The organism is Bacteroides clarus YIT 12056, assembly GCF_900129655.1.
Lineage (GTDB): Bacteria > Bacteroidota > Bacteroidia > Bacteroidales > Bacteroidaceae > Bacteroides > Bacteroides clarus.
On record NZ_FQWK01000001.1, the window covers coordinates 250,050 to 272,045 of the forward strand.

Below are 21,996 nucleotides of genomic sequence, written 5' to 3' on the forward strand. Positions count from 1 at the left end.
TCTTATCTTTGCAATCAAATTTAATCCGATATGACTATGACAAACTTACTTTTATTAGGTTTCCTGCCCAGCGGTTCCGAATGGATTGTTATCGCACTGGTTATCTTGCTGTTGTTTGGCGGTAAAAAAATCCCAGAATTGATGCGTGGCTTGGGTAAAGGCGTAAAGAGCTTCAAAGAAGGGGTGAACGAGGCTAAAGACGAAATCAATAAAGCCAAGGAAGAGGTAGATAAACCTGCAGATAAGTAATGAGGCGATAACGTGATGGAGTGATATCCTACCATCTTATCATCCTATCACTGTTTATAATCATGGCAGATAAAGAATTAACCTTTTGGGACCATTTGGATGAGCTGCGCCGGGTGCTGTTTCGCGTTCTCGGCGTATGGTTTGTATTGGCTGTGGGTTATTTCATTGCAATGCCTTATCTATTTGATAATGTAGTGTTGGCTCCTTGCCATAATGATTTCATTTTCTATGATTTGTTGCGTTATATCGGTAATAAATTCGACTTGCACGATGAGTTCTTTACGCAAGAGTTTCAAATAAAACTGATAAATATTAATCTGGCCGCACCATTTTTTATCCATATATCTACGGCTTTCTGGATGTCGGTAGTGACGGCTGCACCGTATATATTCTTCGAAATATGGCGGTTCATCAGTCCCGCGCTCTATCCGGGTGAACGCAGGGGGGTACAGAAGGCGCTCGGCTTAGGTACGGTGATGTTCTTTGTCGGAGTGTTGCTGGGGTATTTCATGGTCTATCCGCTTACATTACGTTTTCTCTCCACTTATCAACTTAGTGCGGCGATAGAGAATCAGATTTCTCTCAATTCGTACATCGATAACTTTATGATGCTGGTACTCTGTATGGGACTTGCCTTTGAACTTCCGCTGGTGACGTGGCTGCTTTCGTTATTGGGGCTGGTACATAAAACATTCTTACGCAAGTATCGCCGTCACGCAGTGGTAATCATCGTTATTGCCGCCGCTGTCATAACACCTACGGGCGACCCGTTTACGCTGACCGTAGTTGCTGTTCCGCTTTACCTTCTTTATGAAATGAGTATCCTGATGATTAAGGATAAGAAAACCGATGAGACCGAAGAGATAGTAGAGACGGAAGAGGAATGAACGCTGAAATAAAGGAATATTTTCATTTATTGAAGGAAGTATGCCGTGCGGAATATCCTTCTTTGGGAATCGCTTACCGTCAGTTGAGGGGATTGCTTGAGCATTTGTGCCGTACGCAAATGACGGATAGTAGCCTGCAAATGACAGACCTCTCCGCTCGTATCAATTTTGTATCTTCCAAACTCGGACTGACTGTTACGGAGCAAAACCGCCTGCATACTTTCCGGCTTACTTCTAATGCAGTCCTCAATCATCGGATAATCCCTTCTCGGGACGAACTGTTGCGTGATGCCAAGACTTTATCTTTCTTTATAAAGCGTTTGACGGGTGAAGATATTCCGACCGAGTTGTATCGCCTGTTACCGCAAGCCGATGCTACGTATATTGCAGCTCCTATGGCAAAGGAGCGAGTACGACGTATGCGTGTCAGTTTTCAGTATGCCGATACGGATTATCTATATGTCCTGCCGGTAGATACTGTGGCGGATGAACCGCTACGTGTACGTTACAATGTGCCTCAAGTTAATGATGAGTTTGCCGGAACATGTGGTTTGCTGTGGCGGCATGCCCAGATTAATTTACTGGATGTGGCTGTAGATGAGTCTGGTACTCTTACGCCTTCTTTTATTATTCTGGAACCTGACTATCTGCTCGACATCAGTTCGCTGGCAGAGTGTTTCAGAGAATACGGACATCATCCGGCAAACTATATGCTGGCGAGATTGCAGGCACCCGATAATACCCGTCCGCTTCTATTGGGTAATATCGCCAACCTCTTTTTAGATGAATGGATTCATGCGGAAAGTGAGCCCGACTATTTGGCATGCATGAAAAAAGCGTTCCGTTCGTATCCCATTGAGCTGGCTGCTTGCGCTGATTTGCGCGACCGCGAAAAGGAGCGTGAGTTTTTTGCCGATTGCAGACGGCATTTTGACAATATTCGGCAGACTGTTACGGAAACTTTCCGGGATTCGGGCTACGAACTGGATAAAACGGACGCTGTACTGGAACCGTCTTATATTTGTGAGGCATTAGGCCTGCAAGGACGTTTGGACTATATGCAGCGTGATATGTCGTCTTTCATCGAAATGAAGTCGGGTAAAGCGGATGAATATACTATACGGGGCAAGATAGAACCCAAAGAGAATAATAAGGTACAGATGTTACTGTACCAGGCTGTCTTGGAGTATGCTATGGGAAAGGATCACCGTCGGGTGAAATCGTATTTGCTTTATACGCGTTATCCGTTGCTTTATCCGGCACGTCCTTCATGGGCGATGTTACGTCGGGTAATGGATGTCCGAAACCGTATCGTGGCGAACGAATATGGCATTCAGTTGCGTAATACCCCGCAATATACGGCAGAGCGCTTGCGTGATATTAATCCTGAAACCTTGAACGAACGGCAACTAGATAATATATTGTGGAAGCGTTATTTATATCCTTCCATTGATGCAGTGACGCAAAAGCTTCATGCGCTGTCACCGTTGGAACAGTCGTATTTTTATGCCTTGTACAATTTTATAACCAAAGAACTCTACACTTCAAAATCCGGTGATATAGAGTATGAAGGACGTGCCGGCGCAGCCGCTTTATGGCTTGCTACTTTGGAGGAGAAAAACGAGAACGGGGAGATTTTATATGATTTGGTGATACGGCAGAATTGTGCGGCGGATATTCACAAACCCTATTTGTTATTGGAACGTACGCATACGGATACCAATACTTTGCCTAATTTTAGGCAAGGAGATGCCATTGTTCTGTACGAACGGAATATCAGTGAAGATAATGTTACCAACAAGATGGTGTTTAAGGGAAATATCGAGACGATTTCCGATTCTGATATTCGAGTCAGACTTCGTGCTGCACAACAGAATGTCGAGGTTCTGCCAATGAATAGCCGCTATGCAATAGAGCATGATTATATGGATACCTCTTTTCGTTGTATGTATTGGGGATTGTCCGCTTTCTTATCTGCTACGAAAGACCGTCGGGATTTATTGCTGAATCGGCGTGAGCCGGAATTCGATAGCGCTTTTAATGGTGCCATAGCAGCTGCTGACAATGACTTTGTGCGTATTACCTTGAAAGCGCAGGCAGCTAAAGATTATTTCTTGCTGATAGGCCCGCCGGGTACCGGTAAGACCTCTCGTGCTTTGCGTAGTATGGTGGAAACCTTTTATCGGGAAGGTAAGGAAATTCTGTTACTTTCATATACCAATCGGGCAGTGGATGAGATATGTAAAATGCTGACAGCTATTACACCGGAAGTCGATTTTATACGTATCGGCAGTGAACTTTCCTGTGATGAGGTTTACCGTCCGCATTTGATAGAGAATATGTTGGAGAGTTGTTCTACCCGCCGTGAAGTGCAGGAGCGCATGGCATGTTGCCGGATTTTTGTGGGGACGGTCGCTACGCTCTCCGCCAAGACCGAACTGTTCCGTTTAAAGACTTTTGATGTAGCCCTGATAGATGAGGCCACTCAAATCTTGGAACCGCAACTGTTGGGACTGTTGTGCATGCGTAGCGTTGCCGGTGGGAATGCTATCGGAAAGTTTGTTTTGATAGGCGACCATAAACAGCTTCCGGCCGTAGTACTTCAATCATCGGAACAGTCGGAAGTTCAGGATGAAAGTTTACGGGCTATCGGTTTGTGTAATTTAAAGGACTCTCTTTTTGAACGCCTTTATCGGAATGCCATTAAGCAACCTTTGGCCTGTGGAGAAGAAACCTCAACTTTCAACTCTCAACTTTCCGCTTTCAACTCCTTTGATATCCTTTGTCGTCAAGGGCGCATGAATGTGGAAGTTGCCGCCTTTCCGAACCATGCCTTCTATGGCGGATTACTACAACCGGTAGGGCTGGAGCATCAAACAGGTACTATTGAGCTGTCTCCGGAGCTCTCTACTAATGAATTTGCTGCTTTGCTGACACGTCGTGTCGCTTTCATTCCGTCTACTCCGGAGCAGCCTATGCAGTCGGCAAAAATCAATCATTCGGAAGCGAAGATTGTGGCCCGATTGGCTGCTGCTGTCTATCGACAATATATTTTTGCCACGGGTTGTTTCAATGCCGCTTCCACTTTGGGAATAATAACCCCTTATCGTAGCCAAATAGCTTTGATAAAGAAAGAAATCGCAGATTTAGGAATTAAAGAACTGAATGATGTTCTGATAGATACGGTGGAACGATTTCAAGGAAGCGAGCGTGATGTCATCATTTATTCTTTCTGTGTGAACAGAGTATCCCAGTTGAAACTTCTCGCTAATCTGACAGAAGAGAACGGGGTACAAATAGACCGTAAACTTAATGTAGCTTTGACCAGAGCCCGTAAACAGATGTTCATAACCGGAGTTCCCCAATTGTTGAAGCAGAATTCAATCTATTCCCGATTATTGCAAAGTTGTGAATCATAAGGACTAAAGCTGTGTTTTTTCTCATGGCCCGTTATCAGTTCTTCATTTAATAAATCTTAAATATTTTCTTTCTCTTTATATACTTTATTAATAACAAGGTGTTTAATAAAGCTTTATATTTGCAGCACGTTTTTTTCATAGAGATTTAGATTTAAGGTTAGAAGAATTGTGGAAGTCGTGAGACTTCCCTTTTTTTAATCTTTAAGATTGCCTTCACTATTATAATTTGCAGTAGAGGGCAAAAAAAAGCTCTTTCATGTGAAAGAGCTTTTTTTGTATCTATATATTTTCTTCGTATCAGTTCAGTACGATAGGCTTGTACTTCGGAACTAATGCTTTCATAATACACCATCCGATCAGGTATGCTACAGCGCATACACAGAAGATAACGAAATATCCGGCAGGTTTTCCTTCAAAGCCCATAAATGCCATATTGGTTTCTCCGGCATAAACGAAAAGTTCGCCGGCAACGTATTGAAGTACCATGCAACCTATGCCACCTGCCATGCCACCGATACCGGTAACCGTTGCAATAGCGGTTTTCGGGAACATATCGCCTACGGTAGAGAAGATATTAGCCGACCATGACTGGTGAGCTGCACCACCGATACCGATCAGTATAACCGGGAACCAGGGAGAGATAGTGCCCAAAGGCTGTGCCAGCAATACCAACAGAGGGAAGAAAGCAAAAATCAACATGGCGCGCATACGTGCCGCATAAGGATTCAGACCTGTTTTCTTGATAATGATAGTAGGTAGTTTTCCGCCGTAAATTGAGAGCATCGTGATAGCATACAATGTGAAAATCAAAGCTATACCCAAGCCATCGGAAGTTTTGATACCGAACTGCGTGTTCAAATAGGAAGGAGTCCAGAAAAGGAAGAACCACCATACACCGTCAGTCATAAATTTACCAATGGCAAATGCCCAAGTCTGTTTATAGCTGAAACACTGCAGAAAACTCATTTTCTTTTCTTCTGTTTGCGGTACCGCGTTTCCTTCTTCTTCATAATTATCTTGTTCAATGTACTCTAATTCAGCCTTGTTCACATGTTTACTCTTAGCCGGCGCTGTGTACATAAATATCCAGAAACCCATCCAGATGAAACCAAGCACACCGATTACGATAAATGCCATTTCCCAACCCCAGGCTTTTGCCAGCAAAGGAATAGAGAGAGGTGCGATCAAAGCTCCGATGGACGCGCCTGCATTGAAGATGGAAGTTGCGTACGCACGGTCTTTTTTAGGGAAGTACTCAGCCGTAACTTTGATGGCTGCGGGGAAGTTTCCTGCTTCTCCCAATGCGAGTACGCATCGTGCTGCAAGGAAACAGTACATACTGATTGTAGCAATGGTTACAACTACATCACCTGTGGCGCCCATTAATTCGGCCGCGCTGTGCAGCCCTACGAAATGTTCTGTGATAATACCGCAGAAAGCGTGGAGACAAGCTCCTAAAGACCATATACCGATGGCCCATAAATATCCTTTTTTAGACCCCATCCAGTCTACAAAACGGCCTGCGAACAACATGCAAGCTGCATATACAAATGAAAAGACTGCTGTAATTGTACCGTAATGTGATTCGTCCCAGTGAAACTCCGGTTTGATAAATTCATCCCAGGTAAGTGATAGTACCTGGCGGTCGAGATAGTTAACTGTTGTCGCAAAGAATAACATGGCGCAAATGGTCCAACGATAATTGGACATCTTGCCCAGTGTGTTCTGAATTGTACTCATGATAATAGATTTATTATTTAATGTTGCAAAAATACGCGTTCTCGTGTTATGTGTGTGTGTAATATTTGGTAGAAATCATGGAGAAAATGACAAAAATAGGCATAGTTGCGAACAACCATGCCTATTTCCTTGTCTACGGATATTATTTCATATCTGTGTATTTGATTTCATCTTTATCACTATACTTCAGGTTTTCACCTCCCATACCCCAAATGAAAGTATAGTTGCTGGTACCTGCGGCAGCGTGGATGCTCCATTCAGGAGAAGTGATGGCTTGCTCATTGTGCAACCAAACGAGGCGTTCTTCTTGAGGTTCACCCATTAAGTGGCAGATTGCATTTCCCGGAGCCAGGTTGAAGTAATAATATGCTTCCATACGGCGTGTGTGAGTATGAGCAGGCATAGTATTCCATACAGAACCCGGAGCAAGTTCGGTAAGTCCCATCTGTAATTGGTTTGTACCGCCGTCTTTTACTCTTTCTAAAACATCTTTTACAATCAGCTGGTTTACGATACGGTCGTTGCTGTCCTCCATTTTTCCGTAATGATCGGAGATACCCAGAGCATATTTCTTAGGATTGGCTTTTTGAAGTTTGGCATCGGTTGTAATCAACTGAGTAACGTACGGTTTGTAAGCCGGAGCCGAGTTGATATAAAATTTAGCAGGGTTGGCGGCATCGTTGCTTTTGAAAGTAACTTCTTTGTTACCGCAACCTACATAAAGCGCTTCTTTATATTTCATTGGGTATTCTTTACCGTCTACGGTAACTACTCCGTCACCACCGGTGTTGATAACACCCAGTTCGCGGCGTTCAAGGAAGTAAGTGATTTCAGGACCCAGTTCACGGAAGGTTTCCAGTTTCAAAACTTTATTTACAGGCATTGCACCTCCGTAAATCAAACGGTCATAGAGAGTATAAGTAACGTTGATTTCATCCGGAGCCATTACTTTACTCATCATAAAGGCGCTACGAAGACGTTCTGTATCATAGTGCTTTACGTCCAACGGATGGCAGGCAGTCTGCACAGTGTAATTTACTTGGGCGGAAGCCGTAATTGCGGCGGCACCCAACATCAGGGCAATTGCTAATTTTTTCATGTCTGATATAAACTTTAAATATTAATATGCTGTGATTGAATTTTCTTTTATTTAGCACTTGCTTGGGCTTCTTTTTCGCTACGGATGATGATGCGGCGGTTGATAAGCATCATGGCGATTGCTATCACAACCAGAATTGCAGCACCTGCATACGAGAGTTTTATACCTCTGTATATGGTCCAACCGAAGAAAGAAGCGGCAAAGTCAATGGCTCCACCATCGAAACCTTCGGGAATGTGTGCCGTAGGATCGTGTGTTTCGGCATATACCTGATTGGCGGCCAATGTGAAGTCGGGCGCCATGTCCGTTACGAAGTACAGACCCAATATCAAAGTAATAAGACCGATGATGAGAGTTTTTAACACATTACCTTTGGTAAAGGGCAATATCATGGGGAACAAGTAGAACATACCTGCAAGTGAAGCCAATGGCAGGAACTGGTTACCCGGCAGGAATACGGCAAGCGCCAGAATAACGGGAATCAGGATAACCGACGCCACCAGTGTAGCGGGATGACCGATAACCAATGCAGGGCTCATGCCGATATGTACTTTCTTACCGTTGAATTTAGCTTTTACCAGCTCCGAAGTCTTTTCGGAGATAGGTTTCAATCCTTCGATAAACAGAGAAGTTATGCGGGGAATAAGTTCCATTACGGCTCCCATTGTAATACCCAGGAAGAGTACTTTCTTGATGTCGAGCTGCGCAGCCCAACCTATCAGCATACCTACGATAACTCCCAATACCAACGGTTCGCCTATTACGCCGAACTTTTTCTTCATGCCTTCTGCATCGATTTCCAGTTTGGAGAAACCGGGGATTTTGTCTAACGCCTTGTTGATAAGTATGGCAAACGGTGTAAAGCTCTGGCAGAAAGGCTGAGGAATGGAGATTCCGTCCAAATCATAGAACTTTTGGAATTTTTCTGCAGTGAGGTCTGCGCAAACCAGTGTAATAACGTAGCAGATGATGGCTGCGAAGTAACCCCATGCCAAGTTTTGGCCGGTAACAAAATAGGCCACAGCGCCGATGAAAGCGAAATGCCAGTAGTTCCACAAGTCTATGTTTACCGTACGTGTGGTCTTAGTGATAAGCATCAGGAAATTAACGCCTAAGCAGATAGGAATGATGAGTGCACCAACGGCGGTATTGTAAGCTACGGCGGCGGCTGCAGGCCATCCCATGTCGAATACATTCAGTTGCAGGTGATACAAATCGGATATGGCTTTCAAGGGAGTATCAAAGTTTGTTGTCAGCAGGGCGGTGACTACACCTAAACCTACGAATCCGACTCCGACGAAGAGACCTGATTTCAGAGCCTTTCCAAATTTCATTCCGATGCACATGCCTATGATTGTAAAAATAATAGGCATCATTACAGACGCTCCCAAAGCGATGATGTAACCGAAAACTTGTTCCATTCTTTTGTGATTTAATTGATAAATGATTATGTTTTACAATAGTATGAATTGAAAATCGGGGTCAAAAATAAGACCTTTTCCCAATTAATCAAACTGTAAAGGCATAATAAATAGTAAATAAGGATGATTTTGGACAAATTTGTCGTTATCGTGCACAATTTTGTTTGTTTCCGTACACGAAAATCAAAAAATACACCCTCTGCGCCAAAAAGTGCACAGGTGTTTGAAAAGAAACCTCTACTTTTGTTTCGTGAAAAATTATAAGGTCTAATACCAAAAAAGAACAACTTCATGAAAAAGAACTCTATTTGTAATTTTATTGTATCCGGTTTATTGTTGTTTTCTCCTTTGAGTATGTTTGCGCAGGGTGTAAGCACAAACCTGCCGTGGTCGGTACGTATGGTGGAATCCGAAATGATTCGCTGCCCGGAATCCTGGCAGCTGGATTTTCAGCCGAAGCTGAAATGGGACTATTGCCACGGTCTGGAGCTGCAATCTATGCTGGATGTATATGACCGTTACGGTGATCAGAAAATCTATGATTATGCATTGGCCTATGCCGATACGATGGTAAATGCCGACGGAACTATCAAAATGTACAAACGTGAAGAATACAGCCTTGACCGTATAAACTCCGGTAAATTTATGTTCCGTATTTACGAACAGACAAAGGATGAGAAATACAAGAAAGCGCTTGCTTTGATGAGAAGCCAGCTCGATGAGCATCCCCGAAATGCCGACGGAGGTTTTTGGCATAAGAAGATTTACCCGAACCAAGTATGGCTGGACGGTATTTATATGGGAGCTCCTTTCTATGCGGAATATGCTTTCCGTAACAATCGGGTAAATGATTATGCCGATGTTATCAATCAATTCCTGATGGCTGCGCGCCATACTTACGACCCGAAGAACGATGTTTATCGTCATGCTTGCGACGTAAGCCGCAAAGAGCGTTGGGCAGATCCGGTTACCGGACAATCCAAACATAGCTGGGGACGTGCTATGGGCTGGTACGCTATGGCATTTGTCGATGCTTTGGATTTTATTCCGGAACATGAAGCGGGACGTGACTCCATGTTGATTATCTTCAATAAAATAGCTTCTCAGATAAAACGTCTGCAAGATTCCAAGACCGGTTTGTGGTATCAGGTATTGGACAAGAGCGGGGCCCCGGGCAATTATCTGGAATCTTCCTGCTCTACCATGTTTGTATATTCCCTGTTTAAGGGCGTACGTAAGGGATATATCGATAAATCCTATCTGGAAGTGGCTGTTAAAGGATATAAAGGCATTCTTGATAACTTTATAGAAGTGGATAAGAACGGTGTGGTAAGTATCACAAAAGCTTGTGCCGTAGCCGGTCTTGGTGGAAAAGTGTATCGTTCGGGCGATTATGATTATTACATCAATGAAACAATCCGCAACAACGATCCTAAAGCCGTGGGTCCGTTTATTCTTGCATCATTGGAGTGGGAACGTCTTCAGGACGTGAAAGCAATCGTTAATCAGAAGTGATGATGAAAGTTACTGTGAAAACATTGTGTTGCTTTGTGATGACTTTGCTGTGCGGAATCGGTTCTTTATCTGCGGCACAGCAATGGAAAGACACGATTGTGGTTGCACGTGACGGTACGGGAGATTACCGTACGCTGACCGAAGCGATGGAAGGTATCCGTGCTTTCATGGATTATAAGGTGACGGTATTGGTTAAAAAGGGAGTATACAAAGAAAAGGTCGTTCTTCCTTCCTGGCTGGAAAACGTCGATTTTATCGGTGAGAATGTAGAGAATACGATTATTACCTATGACGACCATGCCAATATAAACAAGATGGGTACTTTTCGTACCTATACTTTAAAAGTGGAGGGAAGTTCCATTACTTTTAGGAACTTGACGATAGAGAATAACGCCGCACGATTGGGGCAGGCTGTTGCGCTTCATACGGAAGGCGACCGTCTGGTCTTTATCAATTGTCGTTTTCTGGGAAACCAGGATACCGTTTACACCGGTGCGAAAGGTACCCGTCTCTATTTTCTGAATTGTTATATCGAGGGTACTACCGATTTCATCTTTGGTCCTTCTACCGCATTATTCAAGGATTGCATTATTCATAGTAAATCCAATTCATACATAACGGCCGCCTCTACTCCAAAGGAGATTGAAGTGGGTTATGTGTTTAAGAATTGCAGACTGACTGCTGCTCCGGGCGTCGATAAGGTTTATTTGGGACGTCCGTGGCGCCCGTATGCGGCTACCGTATTTATCAACTGTGAATTGGGCAGGCATATTTGTCCGGCAGGCTGGAATAATTGGCGTAATCCCGAAAATGAGAAGACAGCCCGCTATGCCGAATTCGGCAATACGGGAGAGGGAGCTGATGATACCAACCGGGTGAAATGGATAAAGCGGCTGACCCAAAAGGATGTTGCAAAGTATGAAGATATGAGCTACCTTTTCAAGATATGCAGTGAGTGGAAACCGTAAGCTAAACTTACGGTTTCAGAAAGTCCGCTCTCATGGGGCTGAAACAGTCGATTAATATACCGGCTTCCAGACAAGTGCATCCGTGTTCGGCGTCCGGTTCAATGTAAACTCCGTCGCCTGCCGACACGATTTGTTTTTCACCATTAACGGTGAATTCAAATTTGCCGCTTGCCACATAAGTTGTCTGGGTATGATAATGGGTGTGCGGTGTGCCTACGGCGCCTTGCTCAAATTTAACCTTAACGAGCATTACCTGACCGTCATACCCCAAAATCTGACGAACAACGCCTTCACCGGCGGGTTCCCATACTTTCTCGTTTTCGAGAACGAATGTATTGCTTCTAGTCTTTTTCATTGTGTGGAAGATATTTTATTTTGGCAAATATACGATATTAAATAATAAGTTTGAAAACCATGAAAAATAAATTGATTCTGCTGTTGGCAGCATTTTTTCTGTGTTCCGCTTTCACGGCTGATAAGCCGGTAATCACGATATTTATGATTGGTGATTCCACAATGGCAAATAAGTCGTTGGCGGGCGGTAACCCTGAAAGAGGGTGGGGGCATGTATTGCCCGGTTTCTTTTCAGAAGATATACGGGTGGATAATCATGCTATGAACGGGCGCAGTTCCAAGAGTTTTATTGATGAGGGACGCTGGGACAAAGTTCTTTCACAGATGAAGAAAGGCGATTATGTGTTTATCCAGTTCGGACATAATGACGAGAAGCCGAGAGCAGACCGCCATACAGATCCGGGAACAACTTTCGATGCCAACCTGCGTAAGTTCGTTAATGAAACCCGTGCGAAAGGCGGCATCCCCGTTTTGTTCAATTCCATCGTACGCCGTAACTTCGGCACAGCCGACAATAAAGCCGTAGCAGAAGCTATTCTTCAGGATGATATCCGTAAAGGAATCAACCCTGATGCCAAACAGGATGCTTCTCAAAAACACAGCGTGGTGGAAGGAGACAAACTGATTGATACGCATGGAGCCTATCTGGATTCTCCGCGTAATGTAGCGAAGGAACTGAATGTTCCTTTTATCGATATGAATAAGCTCACCCACGATCTGGTAGAGGGACTGGGACCGGAAGAATCGAAGAAGCTTTTCATGTGGGTACCTGCCAACACTATCTCCGCCATGCCTAAAGGGCGCGAAGACAATACTCATCTCAACATATACGGCGCACGTGTCATTGCCGGTATTACGGTAGATGTCATTGCCCGGGAAGTGCCTGAGTTGGCAAAATATGTTCGCCATTATGATTTCGTGGTAGCGCAAGACGGTAGCGGCGACTTTTTTACCGTACAGGAGGCTATCAATGCCGTACCCGATTTCCGCAAGAATGTCCGTACCACGATACTGGTGCGTAAAGGCGTATACAAAGAAAAGCTGATTGTGCCCGAAAGCAAGATTAACGTCTCCTTGATAGGCCAGGAAGGGGCTGTCATATCATACGACGATTATGCCGGCAAGCCGAACGTTTTTGGTGAAAATAAAGGTACGTCCGGTTCGTCTTCCTGCTATATCTATGCACCCGACTTTTATGCGGAGAATATTACATTTGAAAATACATCCGGTCCGGTAGGACAGGCGGTTGCCTGTTTTATCAGCGCCGACCGCGCTTATTTTAAGAACTGCCGTTTCCTCGGTTTTCAAGATACGCTCTACACCTACGGAAAAGGAATGCGGCAGTATTATGAGGACTGTTATGTAGAAGGTACGGTCGATTTTATATTCGGTTGGTCTACGGCGGTATTCAATCGCTGCCATATCCATAGTAAACGCGATGGTTATGTCACGGCTCCTTCTACCGATGAAGGGCAGAAATACGGCTATGTATTCTATGACTGCAAACTGACTGCGGATGCAGACGTGAAGAACGTTTATCTATCCCGTCCGTGGCGTCCTTTTGCCCGGGCCGTGTTTATTCATTGTGATTTAGGAAAGCATATTCTTCCCGCCGGTTGGCACAATTGGAACAAGAAAGATGCCGAGAAAACGGTTTTCTATGCTGAATATGACAGCTATGGTCCGGGAGCCAATCCTAAATCCCGTGCCGCTTTCTCTCATCAGTTGAAAGACACGGAAGGATATGAAATCGATACAGTTCTTGCCGGTAGCGACGGTTGGAATCCGGTTGCCAACGGTAATGCGCTGGTAGACATCAAACGTTGATTGATAAAACAAGTCTGAAATGGTAAAGAATAAAACAATTCTGGGAGTTATCACTCTGCTGCTGGGGATGGCATTGACTGCCGCTGCAGAGAATTATCCTTACAGGAGCGATGTGCTTTGGGTAACCGTTCCTAATCATGCCGATTGGCTCTATCGGACAGGCGAGAAAGCTACCGTAGAGGTGCAGTTCTACAAATACGGTATTCCGCAAGACGGCGTGACAGTCAATTACGAACTCGGAGACGATATGATGCCTTCCGATACAAAAGGTTCCGTTATATTGAAGAACGGCAAGGCCGTCGTTACTATCGGTAGCATGAAGCAGCCCGGGTTTCGGGATTGCCGTCTGCAAGCCACTATTGGCGGAAAGACTTATAAGCACCATGTAAAGGTAGGCTTCTCACCCGAGAAGCTTCAACCTTATACGAAGACACCTGCCGATTTTGATGAGTTTTGGGATAAGAATAAATCCGAAGCCGCGGCTTTCCCTTTGGCATATACGAAAGAGCGGGTTGAAAAGTATTCCACCGATGAGATAGATTGCTATTTGGTTAAGCTCCGGCTTAACGGTCGCGGACAGAGTATCTATGGTTATTTGACTTGTCCCAAGAATATGCGGAAAGGTGCCTGTCCGGTAGTACTTTGCCCGCCGGGAGCAGGAATCAAAACCATCAAAGCCCCTCTTCGCCACAAATACTATGCAGAACAGGGTTGCATCCGTTTCGAGATAGAGATACATGGACTCAATCCGGAGATGCCCGAAGCCGAATTTAAGGAAATTAGCAATGCGTTCAACGGCAGAGAGAACGGATACCTGTCCAACGGCTTGGATAACAAGGACAATTATTACATGAAGCGTGTGTATCTGGCATGCGTCCGCAGTATTGATTTCCTGACTTCCTTACCGGAATGGGATGGCAGAAATGTTATCGTGCAAGGCGGTAGCCAGGGTGGCGCTTTGGCGCTGATTACCGCCGGATTGGATACCCGTGTGACAGCATGCGTTGCCAATCATCCGGCTTTAAGCGATATGGCAGGATATAAGGCTGGCAGAGCCGGCGGTTATCCGCATTTCTTCCGTGTGGCCGGCATGGATACTGCCGACAAGCTGAATACAATGGCCTATTATGATGTAGTAAACTTTGCCCGCCGGATAAAAATCCCTACTTACATGACTTGGGGGTACAACGATGATACCTGTCCGCCTACTACCAGTTATATTGTATACAATGTATTGGATTGTCCCAAAGAAGCGCTTATTACTCCCGTTAACGAACATTGGACATCCGAAGATACGGAGTATGGACATTTGGTCTGGATAAAGAAACATCTGAAACAGTGATTAACGGTTGGGAGTGTGTCAAAATGTATTTGAACACTCCCAGCCGTTAATCATTGTTTCTCATTTCTTTATTAAAAAACTCCAGCGCCTCCTTTTGCATCTCTTTGTTAAAGAAGTGCTTCTCTTCCCATATTTTAGTGACAAGCCTGTCGCCGGCGTGCCGGCTTTCCCATACTTCCCTCATCGCTTGATACGCATCTTTCACCCCTGCCACCGGGAATAACTTGTCTTTAGCTCCGTTGAAGAAAAGAGAGGGTTTGGGGCACGCGATACTTGCCGTATGCGGGTAATCCAGATAACGCCTTAAATTTGGAATAAGCATGGAGTAGGCCGAACCGCCTTTGTTCTGATTATTGGTCAGCGCCATCAGATGTTCCGTGGTATTCATCCAGCAGATGGAAGCGGATGCCTTTACACAATCGGTCAGCGCAGCCAACATCCATGAACGGTAAGCTCCCATGGAGAATCCCAAGCAACCGACCTTTTCCTTATCCACCATTGGCAGAGAAGCCAGAAATTCAGCGCTACGTACATCATCTATATTGATAAAGGCTCCCCAAGAAGCCCCCATTTGCATAAAATTGGAAGCCAGTGCCTGTTGCCCGTCATAACTTACCCCTTCCTTTCGTCCGCGTTCTCCCCAAAACAAGGCGTCAATGGACAATACCACATAACCGTTTTGCGCAAAGTAATCCCCTGTATATTGCCCGTCGTAACAACGAACCACCCAGTCTCCGGCATCGGCCGATATTTCCGGTGAAACACCGAAAGGACGCACCATTTTCTCTTTGCCGATGGAAAAGTGCGCTCCATGGTCGTGCAGCATTATTATGGCCGGAAAAGGCCCTTTTCCGTCAGGAACCAATAAATAGGCCGGTATGCGAGACCATTCCGAAACATTGAACCATATTTTGCGGGCTTCATATCCTGCCCGTTGCTCCGTTCCGACAACGGACATATCGTACTCTTTGGGAGCGGGAGGCAGATTCTGCATACATTCCATCACCGTTTTCCGTGCTTCCGCTCTCCATTTTCCGAAGTCTTTTGTTGCGGAATTTCCCCATGCTTCGGGATAGGTAAGTTGTTGTTTCAGTTGCTCGTAAAAAGCGGGCATATTCTTTATCACCCCGTAGCTTATTGTATCTGTCTGTGCTTTTACAGTCCGGTTGGCGAAAAGTAAAAAGGAAAAAAGAATAACAAATAGTCTCATGCCGATATTTAAAATAAAAACAAAGATACAAGATTTTTCAACGAAATATGTATCTTTACGCCACAGAATGAATATATTATGAGAAAAATCTTATATCTGATTGTCGGTTTGATATGCGCACTGCCGGTTAAGTCGCAGCCGGACTGCCTGTTTACCCATTATTCATCCGAAGAAGGCCTTTCCCAGAATACGGTAATGTGTATTTTGCAGGACAGGAAAGGGAATATGTGGTTTGCCACATGGGACGGCATTAATAAATTTAACGGATATGTTTTCAGAACCTATAAGGCAAAGTTCGATAACCGGATTAACCTGACGAATAATCGCGCCGACCATATGTATGAAGACAAATACGGCTTCCTTTGGTTGCAGACGTATGATAATCAAGTCTATCGCTTTGATACCCGTTCCGAAACCTTTGAAAGCGTTCCCGCTACGGAGGAGAAAGGCGGCAAAGCGGTCATAGCTTCCGTCAAGGTGTTGCCATGCGGTTCTGTATGGCTGCTTTCGGAGAATGAGGGGGCTATCCGTGTGAAAACGGATCCGGCCACCTATCGTCTCACCTCGGAGTGGTATTCTGACAAATCGGGCTTGTTTCCGGCCACCCATGTATATGATATTTATGAAGACCTTGCCGGAAACGAGTGGATGCTGACCAATAACGGGTTGGGGATGCTTGCCGAAGGCAGCCGTGAACTCGTTTCTTATTTTGTGGAAACAGCCAATAAGGAAGAAACGTCCGGCCAAGTCTTTTATACTGCCCGGGAGTGCGGAAATGAAATCTTTTTCGGTTCGGATAACGGACGTGTATGGCGTTATCAAAAGAAAGGCGGGCAATTCCTTTTATTGCAGCTACCCGGTACTTCCCGTATCGTGGCGATAAAGAACATCGATGAGCACGACCTTGTGATTGTGACGGAAACCGATGGATTCTTCACTTACAACATACCGTCCGGAGCAACCGAGCATTATGAGGCGTCCCGTTTGCCAAAAGCGCCGGTACGTTCCATCTATGTGGATAAGTACTCGGAAATATGGTTTGAGCAGGAAGTGCCGGGTACCGTCGCGCATTTCAATACGAAAACGAAGGTCCTGAAAACGGAAGTGATACGTGTGGAGCCTACCAGCACAGACCGTTCGCGTCCGGCGTTTCATGTGCACGAAGATATTTACGGTACGGTATGGGTGCATCCCTATGGCGGTGGCTTTTCGCGTTTTGACAGAGCGAGCAATAGCCTGCGAGCTTTCTACAACGGTTTGTCGGATGCCGACTGGCGTTTTTCCAATAAGATTCATTCGGCTTTTTCTGACAGGCAGGGTAACCTGTGGATGTGTACCCACTCCAAAGGATTGGAAAAGATTACCTTCCAGCCGTCTCTGTTCAGCATGATAACGCCCGAACCTCATCGGTACGAGTCGTTGAGCAATGAGGTACGTGCGTTGTGTGAAGATGTGCGGCACAATCTCTGGGTGGGATTAAAAGACGGCAAGCTAAGGGTTTATGATAAGAACCGTACAGAATACGGATACCTGACGGAAACCGGTGTCGTATCCCGTACGGGAACTCCGCTAAGAGGGAATGTCTATTTTATTTTTCAAGACAGCGGACACAACCTTTGGATTGCCACCAAAGGAGAGGGCTTGGTAAAAGCGGAACCTCAGGGAGAGATGCGCTATAAACTGACACGTTATCAACATCGGAAAGATGATATTTACAGTTTGAGCGATGATAATGTGTATTGCGTCTACGAGGATGATAAAGGTCGTATCTGGGTTGCCACTTTCGGCGGCGGGATAAATTATCTGACCCGCAACCGGGACGGTAAGGAGATATTTGTCAATCACCGCAACAACCTGAAAGGCTTTCCTATCGACAAATGCCATAAGGTGCGCTTCATAACCGGCGACCATCAGGGTAATATATGGATTGCCACTACTGTCGGGGCGCTGATGGTCAACGGTAGTTTCAAAAATCCGGAAGATGCCGTATTCCATCATTATCTGCGTGTGCAGGACGATATGTACAGTTTGAGCAACAATGACGTGCATTGGATTCTGTCCACCCGTAAAAAAGAACTCTATCTGGCCACCTTTGGCGGGGGATTGAATAAGTTGCTGTCTGTAAACGCGGACGGCCATGCAAGGTTCCGGTCATACTGCGTTGAGGATGGCCTGCCTTCGGATATATTGCTTTCCATTCGTGAGGATAACGGAGGAAATCTCTGGATGAGCACCGAGAACGGTATCAGTAAGTTTATCCCGGGAGAAGAACGGTTCGAGAATTACGCCGACGAGCGTATCTCGTTCCGTGTACGTTTCAGCGAGGCGGCATCGCTTTATACCTCATGGGGAGACCTCATGTATGGAACGAGCGACGGCATTTTTCTTTTCAATCCGGACTCCACCCGGAAAAGCGGCTACGTCCCGCCGATTGTTTTTTCTAAACTGTTGATATCAAATGAAGATGTGATACCGGGTACGAATTCGATACTGCGACAGAGCCTGGACGATACCCGCAAGTTGACGCTCTCTCACAAGGAGAATATTTTCACCATTCAGTTTGCGGCGCTCGACTATACGGAACCTTCGGAAATACAGTACGCCTATATTCTGGAAGGTTTTGAAAAGGCGTGGAACTACGTAGGCAAGCAACGGATGGCTACCTATACCAACCTGCCCAAAGGCCATTATGTGTTTAAGGTCCGCTCCACCAATGCCGAAGGGATATGGACGGAAAATACGCGCTTGCTCGATATAGAGGTGCTTCCTTCTTTCTGGGAAACTCCTTTCGCCTATTTCCTGTATGTCTTGTTCGTATTGCTGATTATCGTTACAGCCGTTTATATCCTGTTTACAATCTATCGCTTGAAGCATGAGGTATCCGTGGAGCAGCAAATGACAAACATGAAACTGCGCTTCTTTACGGATATTTCTCATGAACTGCGTACTCCTTTGACATTGATTTCCGGTCCGGTTGAGTACGTGCTGGCGAATACGCAATTACCGGCGGATGCCCGCGAGCAGTTACAGGTGGTAGAACGCAATACGAACCGCATGCTGCGTCTTATCAATCAGATACTCGACTTCCGGAAGATTCAGAACAAGAAGATGAAAATGCAGGTGCAGCGCATCGATGTGGTGGCTTTTACCCGTAAGATTATGGAGAACTTCGATTCTGTGGCCGAGGAGCATCATATAGACTTCTTGTTTGAGACGGAAAAGGCGGAGCTTTATCTGTGGGTAGATGCGGATAAGTATGAAAAGATTATTTTCAACCTGCTTTCCAATGCTTTCAAGTATACTCCGAACGGAAAGATGATTAAGCTGTTCATCCATGAGGACGAGGAGACGGTTTCCATCGGCGTGCAAGACCAGGGCATCGGTATTGCCGAGAATAAGAAGAAATCAATCTTTGTCCGGTTCGAGAATCTGGTAGACCGTAACTTGTTCAATCCGAGTACGGGCATCGGTCTTTCATTGGTGAAGGAGCTGGTGGAAATGCATAAGGCGCTGATTTCGGTAGACAGTAAATTGGGCGAAGGAAGCTGCTTCAAGATAGACTTTATGAAAGGTAAGGAGCATTATGACGAGGCGGTGGAATTTATGCAGGATGATACAACGGCCGGTCTGGAAATCCGTCGGCAGAGTATGGCGGGTACGGAAGAAACCGTTTCCCCGCAACCGCCGGCAGAAGAGCCTCCGCAAGGGCAAGAGGCTGAGGAAACATCCAAAGGCCTGATGCTTTTGGTAGAAGATAATTCCGAACTGCGTATCTTCCTGCGCAGTATCTTCGCTTCCGAGTATCGCATTGTAGAGGCTGCCAATGGTGTGGAGGGGCTGGACAAAGCGTTGAAGTTCCTGCCGGATATTATTATCAGCGACGTGATGATGCCGGAAAAAGACGGTATCGCCATGACCCGTGAACTGCGTGCCGATATGACTACCAGTCATATTCCCATTGTGTTGCTTACGGCGAAGTCGTCCATCGAAAGTAAGCTGGAAGGATTGGAATACGGTGCCGATGATTATATAACCAAGCCTTTCAGCGCTACCTACCTGAAAGCGCGTGTAAAGAATCTGCTTGCCCAACGGCAGAAGTTGCAGGCTCTGTACCGTCAGGACTTGATGCCGGCAGGAGTTGCAGCGCCCGTTCCCGCTTCCGGAGAGCAGAAAGACGAGAATATAACGGATGTTCCCGAAGCGGATAAAACTCCGGTGATGTCGCCCAACGACCGTAAGTTTATGGATAAGCTTGTAGAGCTTATGGAGAAGAATATGGATAATGGTGACTTGGTGGTGGATGATTTTGTTCGGGAACTGGCCGTCAGCCGTTCTGTTTTCTTTAAGAAGCTGAAAACCCTGACGGGTTTGGCGCCTATCGAGTTTATCAAGGAAATGCGTATCAACCGTGCAGTCCAGCTGATAGAAACCGGAGAGTATTCCATGACGCAAATATCCTATATGGTCGGTATCAACGACCCACGCTATTTCAGTAAATGTTTCAAGCAGAAAATGGGCATGACGCCGACAGAGTATCGGGATAAATCGCTGAGATAAACCGCTATTTCGTATTCAAAATGAACATAAACCGTTTGAATATGTTTTCTTTGAATAATTAGAAACCAAACCATAACTATGATTATATATTTAATTAGTCTGCTTGTTATAGGCTCGGCAATAGCCTGGAGCCTGAAGAAAGCCCCTTCGGATACGGAATTGTGGGGAGAGGATGAACAAGAAAAAGAGTAAAAACGAGAGGGACATCATCCAAATGATGCCCCTCTTCCTTGCAAAGAATGCCTATCTAATATCTTTCGATTTAAATAGCATTATCTTCCTTTCGGTTTATCGGAAACTTCTTAATGCTTGAATTGCTTTTTCCACTCCTTGTACATCTTCAAGGCTTCTACCGGCCAATAACCGTACCAGTCATATCCGGTTCGCCTTTCCGCGTTTACGTCAGACAGTTTCCATACTTTCTCACCGGAACGTTTAGCCATAAACGGCCTGTTGTCAGACAGTTCATAAAAACGGCTCCAGATAGCGGGAGCGGTTTCATCTTTAACCACTACGTTGTCGTAAGGATATTCATGGTTTATGATATCTTTTCCCTGCAATGGAACGCGTTCAATCCGGATACCTTCTATTTTAGAGTTATTGAACCATGCTATCGCCGCTTCTATCGCCTGGATAACCTCTTCCGAGGGATTCTTTATTCCCATGAGAAAGATGGTGATTGCAGTACTTTCCCATGCCGTTAATCCCGGTAACTCAAAAGTCCTGGCTTTTACGGGAACAAGGGTTTCGTTATCATATTGTTGTGCCCATGCCGTTTTAACACCATTCTGTACATATTGTGTTTTCAGTACTACGGCAAGCCCCTTATCGTATGACTTCTGTATTGCATTGAGCATACCGGAGTCCAGCCATAAAAAGCTGGAGTCTCCTTGCAGTATGTTTCTGAACAGTTCCAAAGTACCGGTGGTAACATCATCATTAAAAGTAACGGCATCTACATCCCAGCCTCTCCAGCCGCCATTGTCCTTTTGTGTGGAGAGCAGATAGCGCAGACCTTTTTCCGAGGCGGCTCTGTATTTCTGTTTCTTGGTTAATGTGTATACATCCGCCAGATACTCTATTTGCGAGAATGTATTCCGGTTGTCAAGCGTACTCCGCTTCTGCCCGTCTTTCAGGCCGGCTTTTATGGAATCTATGTTCAGTACGCCTGCCCAGTCCATGTTTTTCAGCCAGCCGCCGTCTTCATTTTGATATGCAATCAGATTGTCGGCAATCTTCTCGTAATCCTTTTCGGCATAGCGGGCATAGGTACGGTCAGGGTGCAGTAGGTTCCAATGGTGTATTCCGTCCTGCAAAGCATCTAAAGAAGGCGCTTTCTGTGCAAAGACAGCGGCGGGAAATAAAATGCCTATCAGGAATATCTTTAATTTCATCATAGTGCAATTTA

14 protein-coding genes are annotated in these 21,996 nt (G+C 45.4%); 8 read left to right on the top strand and 6 right to left on the bottom strand.

The window, feature by feature from the left end; all coding sequences use genetic code 11:
• The first annotated feature begins 36 nt into the window (after positions 1 to 36).
• From BUB52_RS00970 to BUB52_RS00980, 3 genes are all read left to right on the top strand, one after another.
• Complete coding sequence (locus BUB52_RS00970) at positions 37 to 249, top strand: Sec-independent protein translocase subunit TatA/TatB (protein WP_039951075.1); 213 nt, start codon at positions 37 to 39, stop codon at positions 247 to 249.
• A gap of 62 nt (positions 250 to 311) precedes the next feature.
• Positions 312 to 1,136: a twin-arginine translocase subunit TatC gene (tatC, locus tag BUB52_RS00975; protein WP_009123026.1), complete on the top strand. Its 825-nt coding sequence runs from the start codon at positions 312 to 314 to the stop codon at positions 1,134 to 1,136.
• Positions 1,133 to 4,555, top strand: a complete 3,423-nt coding sequence (locus BUB52_RS00980) for an AAA domain-containing protein (RefSeq protein ID WP_009123027.1) — start codon at positions 1,133 to 1,135, stop codon at positions 4,553 to 4,555. Before tatC ends, BUB52_RS00980 begins: the two co-directional genes overlap by 4 nt.
• A 297-nt stretch (positions 4,556 to 4,852) precedes the next feature.
• Here BUB52_RS00980 and BUB52_RS00985 read toward each other — a convergent pair whose 3' ends face one another.
• From BUB52_RS00985 to BUB52_RS00995, 3 genes are all read right to left on the bottom strand, one after another.
• Positions 4,853 to 6,295 carry an MFS transporter gene (locus BUB52_RS00985; RefSeq protein WP_009123028.1) on the bottom strand — a complete coding sequence of 481 codons (1,443 nt, stop codon included), beginning with the start codon at positions 6,293 to 6,295 and terminating at the stop codon, positions 4,853 to 4,855.
• A 142-nt stretch (positions 6,296 to 6,437) separates the two neighbouring features.
• Entirely contained in the window at positions 6,438 to 7,394 is a 957-nt protein-coding gene (kduI, locus tag BUB52_RS00990; protein WP_009123029.1) for a 5-dehydro-4-deoxy-D-glucuronate isomerase, read from the bottom strand.
• A gap of 47 nt (positions 7,395 to 7,441) precedes the next feature.
• Complete coding sequence (locus BUB52_RS00995) at positions 7,442 to 8,815, bottom strand: PTS galactitol transporter subunit IIC (RefSeq protein ID WP_009123030.1); 1,374 nt, start codon at positions 8,813 to 8,815, stop codon at positions 7,442 to 7,444.
• A gap of 291 nt (positions 8,816 to 9,106) precedes the next feature.
• On the opposite strand from BUB52_RS00995, the gene BUB52_RS01000 reads away from it, so the two are divergent.
• A complete protein-coding gene (locus BUB52_RS01000; RefSeq protein ID WP_039951076.1) occupies positions 9,107 to 10,330 on the top strand; it encodes a glycoside hydrolase family 88/105 protein in 1,224 nt (407 codons plus the stop codon).
• The gene (locus BUB52_RS01005; RefSeq protein ID WP_009123033.1) at positions 10,330 to 11,298 is read left to right on the top strand and encodes a pectinesterase family protein; all 969 of its coding nucleotides are present in this window, start codon (positions 10,330 to 10,332) and stop codon (positions 11,296 to 11,298) included. The genes BUB52_RS01000 and BUB52_RS01005 overlap by 1 nt, the downstream gene beginning before the upstream one ends.
• Before the next feature lie 7 nt (positions 11,299 to 11,305).
• Here BUB52_RS01005 and BUB52_RS01010 read toward each other — a convergent pair whose 3' ends face one another.
• Complete coding sequence (locus BUB52_RS01010; protein WP_009123034.1) at positions 11,306 to 11,653, bottom strand: cupin domain-containing protein; 348 nt, start codon at positions 11,651 to 11,653, stop codon at positions 11,306 to 11,308.
• Positions 11,654 to 11,712: 59 nt separating this feature from the next.
• Between BUB52_RS01010 and BUB52_RS01015 the strand changes: the two genes are divergently transcribed.
• Entirely contained in the window at positions 11,713 to 13,479 is a 1,767-nt protein-coding gene (locus BUB52_RS01015; RefSeq protein ID WP_009123035.1) for a pectinesterase family protein, read from the top strand.
• Between the two features lie 19 nt (positions 13,480 to 13,498).
• Positions 13,499 to 14,821, top strand: a complete 1,323-nt coding sequence (locus BUB52_RS01020) for an acetylxylan esterase (RefSeq protein WP_009123036.1) — start codon at positions 13,499 to 13,501, stop codon at positions 14,819 to 14,821.
• A gap of 46 nt (positions 14,822 to 14,867) precedes the next feature.
• Here the strand turns inward: BUB52_RS01020 and BUB52_RS01025 are convergent, their stop codons facing one another.
• Positions 14,868 to 16,031 (bottom strand): dienelactone hydrolase family protein, encoded by a 1,164-nt coding sequence (locus BUB52_RS01025; RefSeq protein ID WP_009123037.1) that lies wholly within the window; start codon positions 16,029 to 16,031, stop codon positions 14,868 to 14,870.
• 78 nt (positions 16,032 to 16,109) lie between these two features.
• On the opposite strand from BUB52_RS01025, the gene BUB52_RS01030 reads away from it, so the two are divergent.
• Positions 16,110 to 20,588, top strand: a complete 4,479-nt coding sequence (locus BUB52_RS01030; RefSeq protein ID WP_009123038.1) for a hybrid sensor histidine kinase/response regulator transcription factor — start codon at positions 16,110 to 16,112, stop codon at positions 20,586 to 20,588.
• A 302-nt stretch (positions 20,589 to 20,890) separates the two neighbouring features.
• Here BUB52_RS01030 and pelA read toward each other — a convergent pair whose 3' ends face one another.
• Positions 20,891 to 21,985, bottom strand: coding sequence for a pectate lyase (gene pelA, locus BUB52_RS01035; RefSeq protein ID WP_009123040.1), 1,095 nt, complete (start codon positions 21,983 to 21,985; stop codon positions 20,891 to 20,893).
• Between the last annotated feature and the right edge of the window lie 11 nt (positions 21,986 to 21,996).

Bases quoted from the DNA above. Each gene is read 5' to 3' on its own strand.
- kduI (WP_009123029.1), bottom strand. From the start codon at position 7,394: ATGAAAAAATTAGCAATTGCCCTGATGTTGGGTGCCGCCGCAATTACG.
- BUB52_RS01015 (WP_009123035.1), top strand. From the start codon at position 11,713: ATGAAAAATAAATTGATTCTGCTGTTGGCAGCATTTTTTCTGTGTTCC.
- BUB52_RS01005 (WP_009123033.1), top strand. From the start codon at position 10,330: ATGATGAAAGTTACTGTGAAAACATTGTGTTGCTTTGTGATGACTTTG.
- BUB52_RS01010 (WP_009123034.1), bottom strand. From the start codon at position 11,653: ATGAAAAAGACTAGAAGCAATACATTCGTTCTCGAAAACGAGAAAGTA.
- BUB52_RS01020 (WP_009123036.1), top strand. From the start codon at position 13,499: ATGGTAAAGAATAAAACAATTCTGGGAGTTATCACTCTGCTGCTGGGG.
- BUB52_RS00980 (WP_009123027.1), top strand. From the start codon at position 1,133: ATGAACGCTGAAATAAAGGAATATTTTCATTTATTGAAGGAAGTATGC.
- tatC (WP_009123026.1), top strand. From the start codon at position 312: ATGGCAGATAAAGAATTAACCTTTTGGGACCATTTGGATGAGCTGCGC.
- BUB52_RS00995 (WP_009123030.1), bottom strand. From the start codon at position 8,815: ATGGAACAAGTTTTCGGTTACATCATCGCTTTGGGAGCGTCTGTAATG.
- BUB52_RS01025 (WP_009123037.1), bottom strand. From the start codon at position 16,031: ATGAGACTATTTGTTATTCTTTTTTCCTTTTTACTTTTCGCCAACCGG.
- pelA (WP_009123040.1), bottom strand. From the start codon at position 21,985: ATGATGAAATTAAAGATATTCCTGATAGGCATTTTATTTCCCGCCGCT.
- BUB52_RS00970 (WP_039951075.1), top strand. From the start codon at position 37: ATGACAAACTTACTTTTATTAGGTTTCCTGCCCAGCGGTTCCGAATGG.
- BUB52_RS01030 (WP_009123038.1), top strand. From the start codon at position 16,110: ATGAGAAAAATCTTATATCTGATTGTCGGTTTGATATGCGCACTGCCG.
- BUB52_RS01000 (WP_039951076.1), top strand. From the start codon at position 9,107: ATGAAAAAGAACTCTATTTGTAATTTTATTGTATCCGGTTTATTGTTG.
- BUB52_RS00985 (WP_009123028.1), bottom strand. From the start codon at position 6,295: ATGAGTACAATTCAGAACACACTGGGCAAGATGTCCAATTATCGTTGG.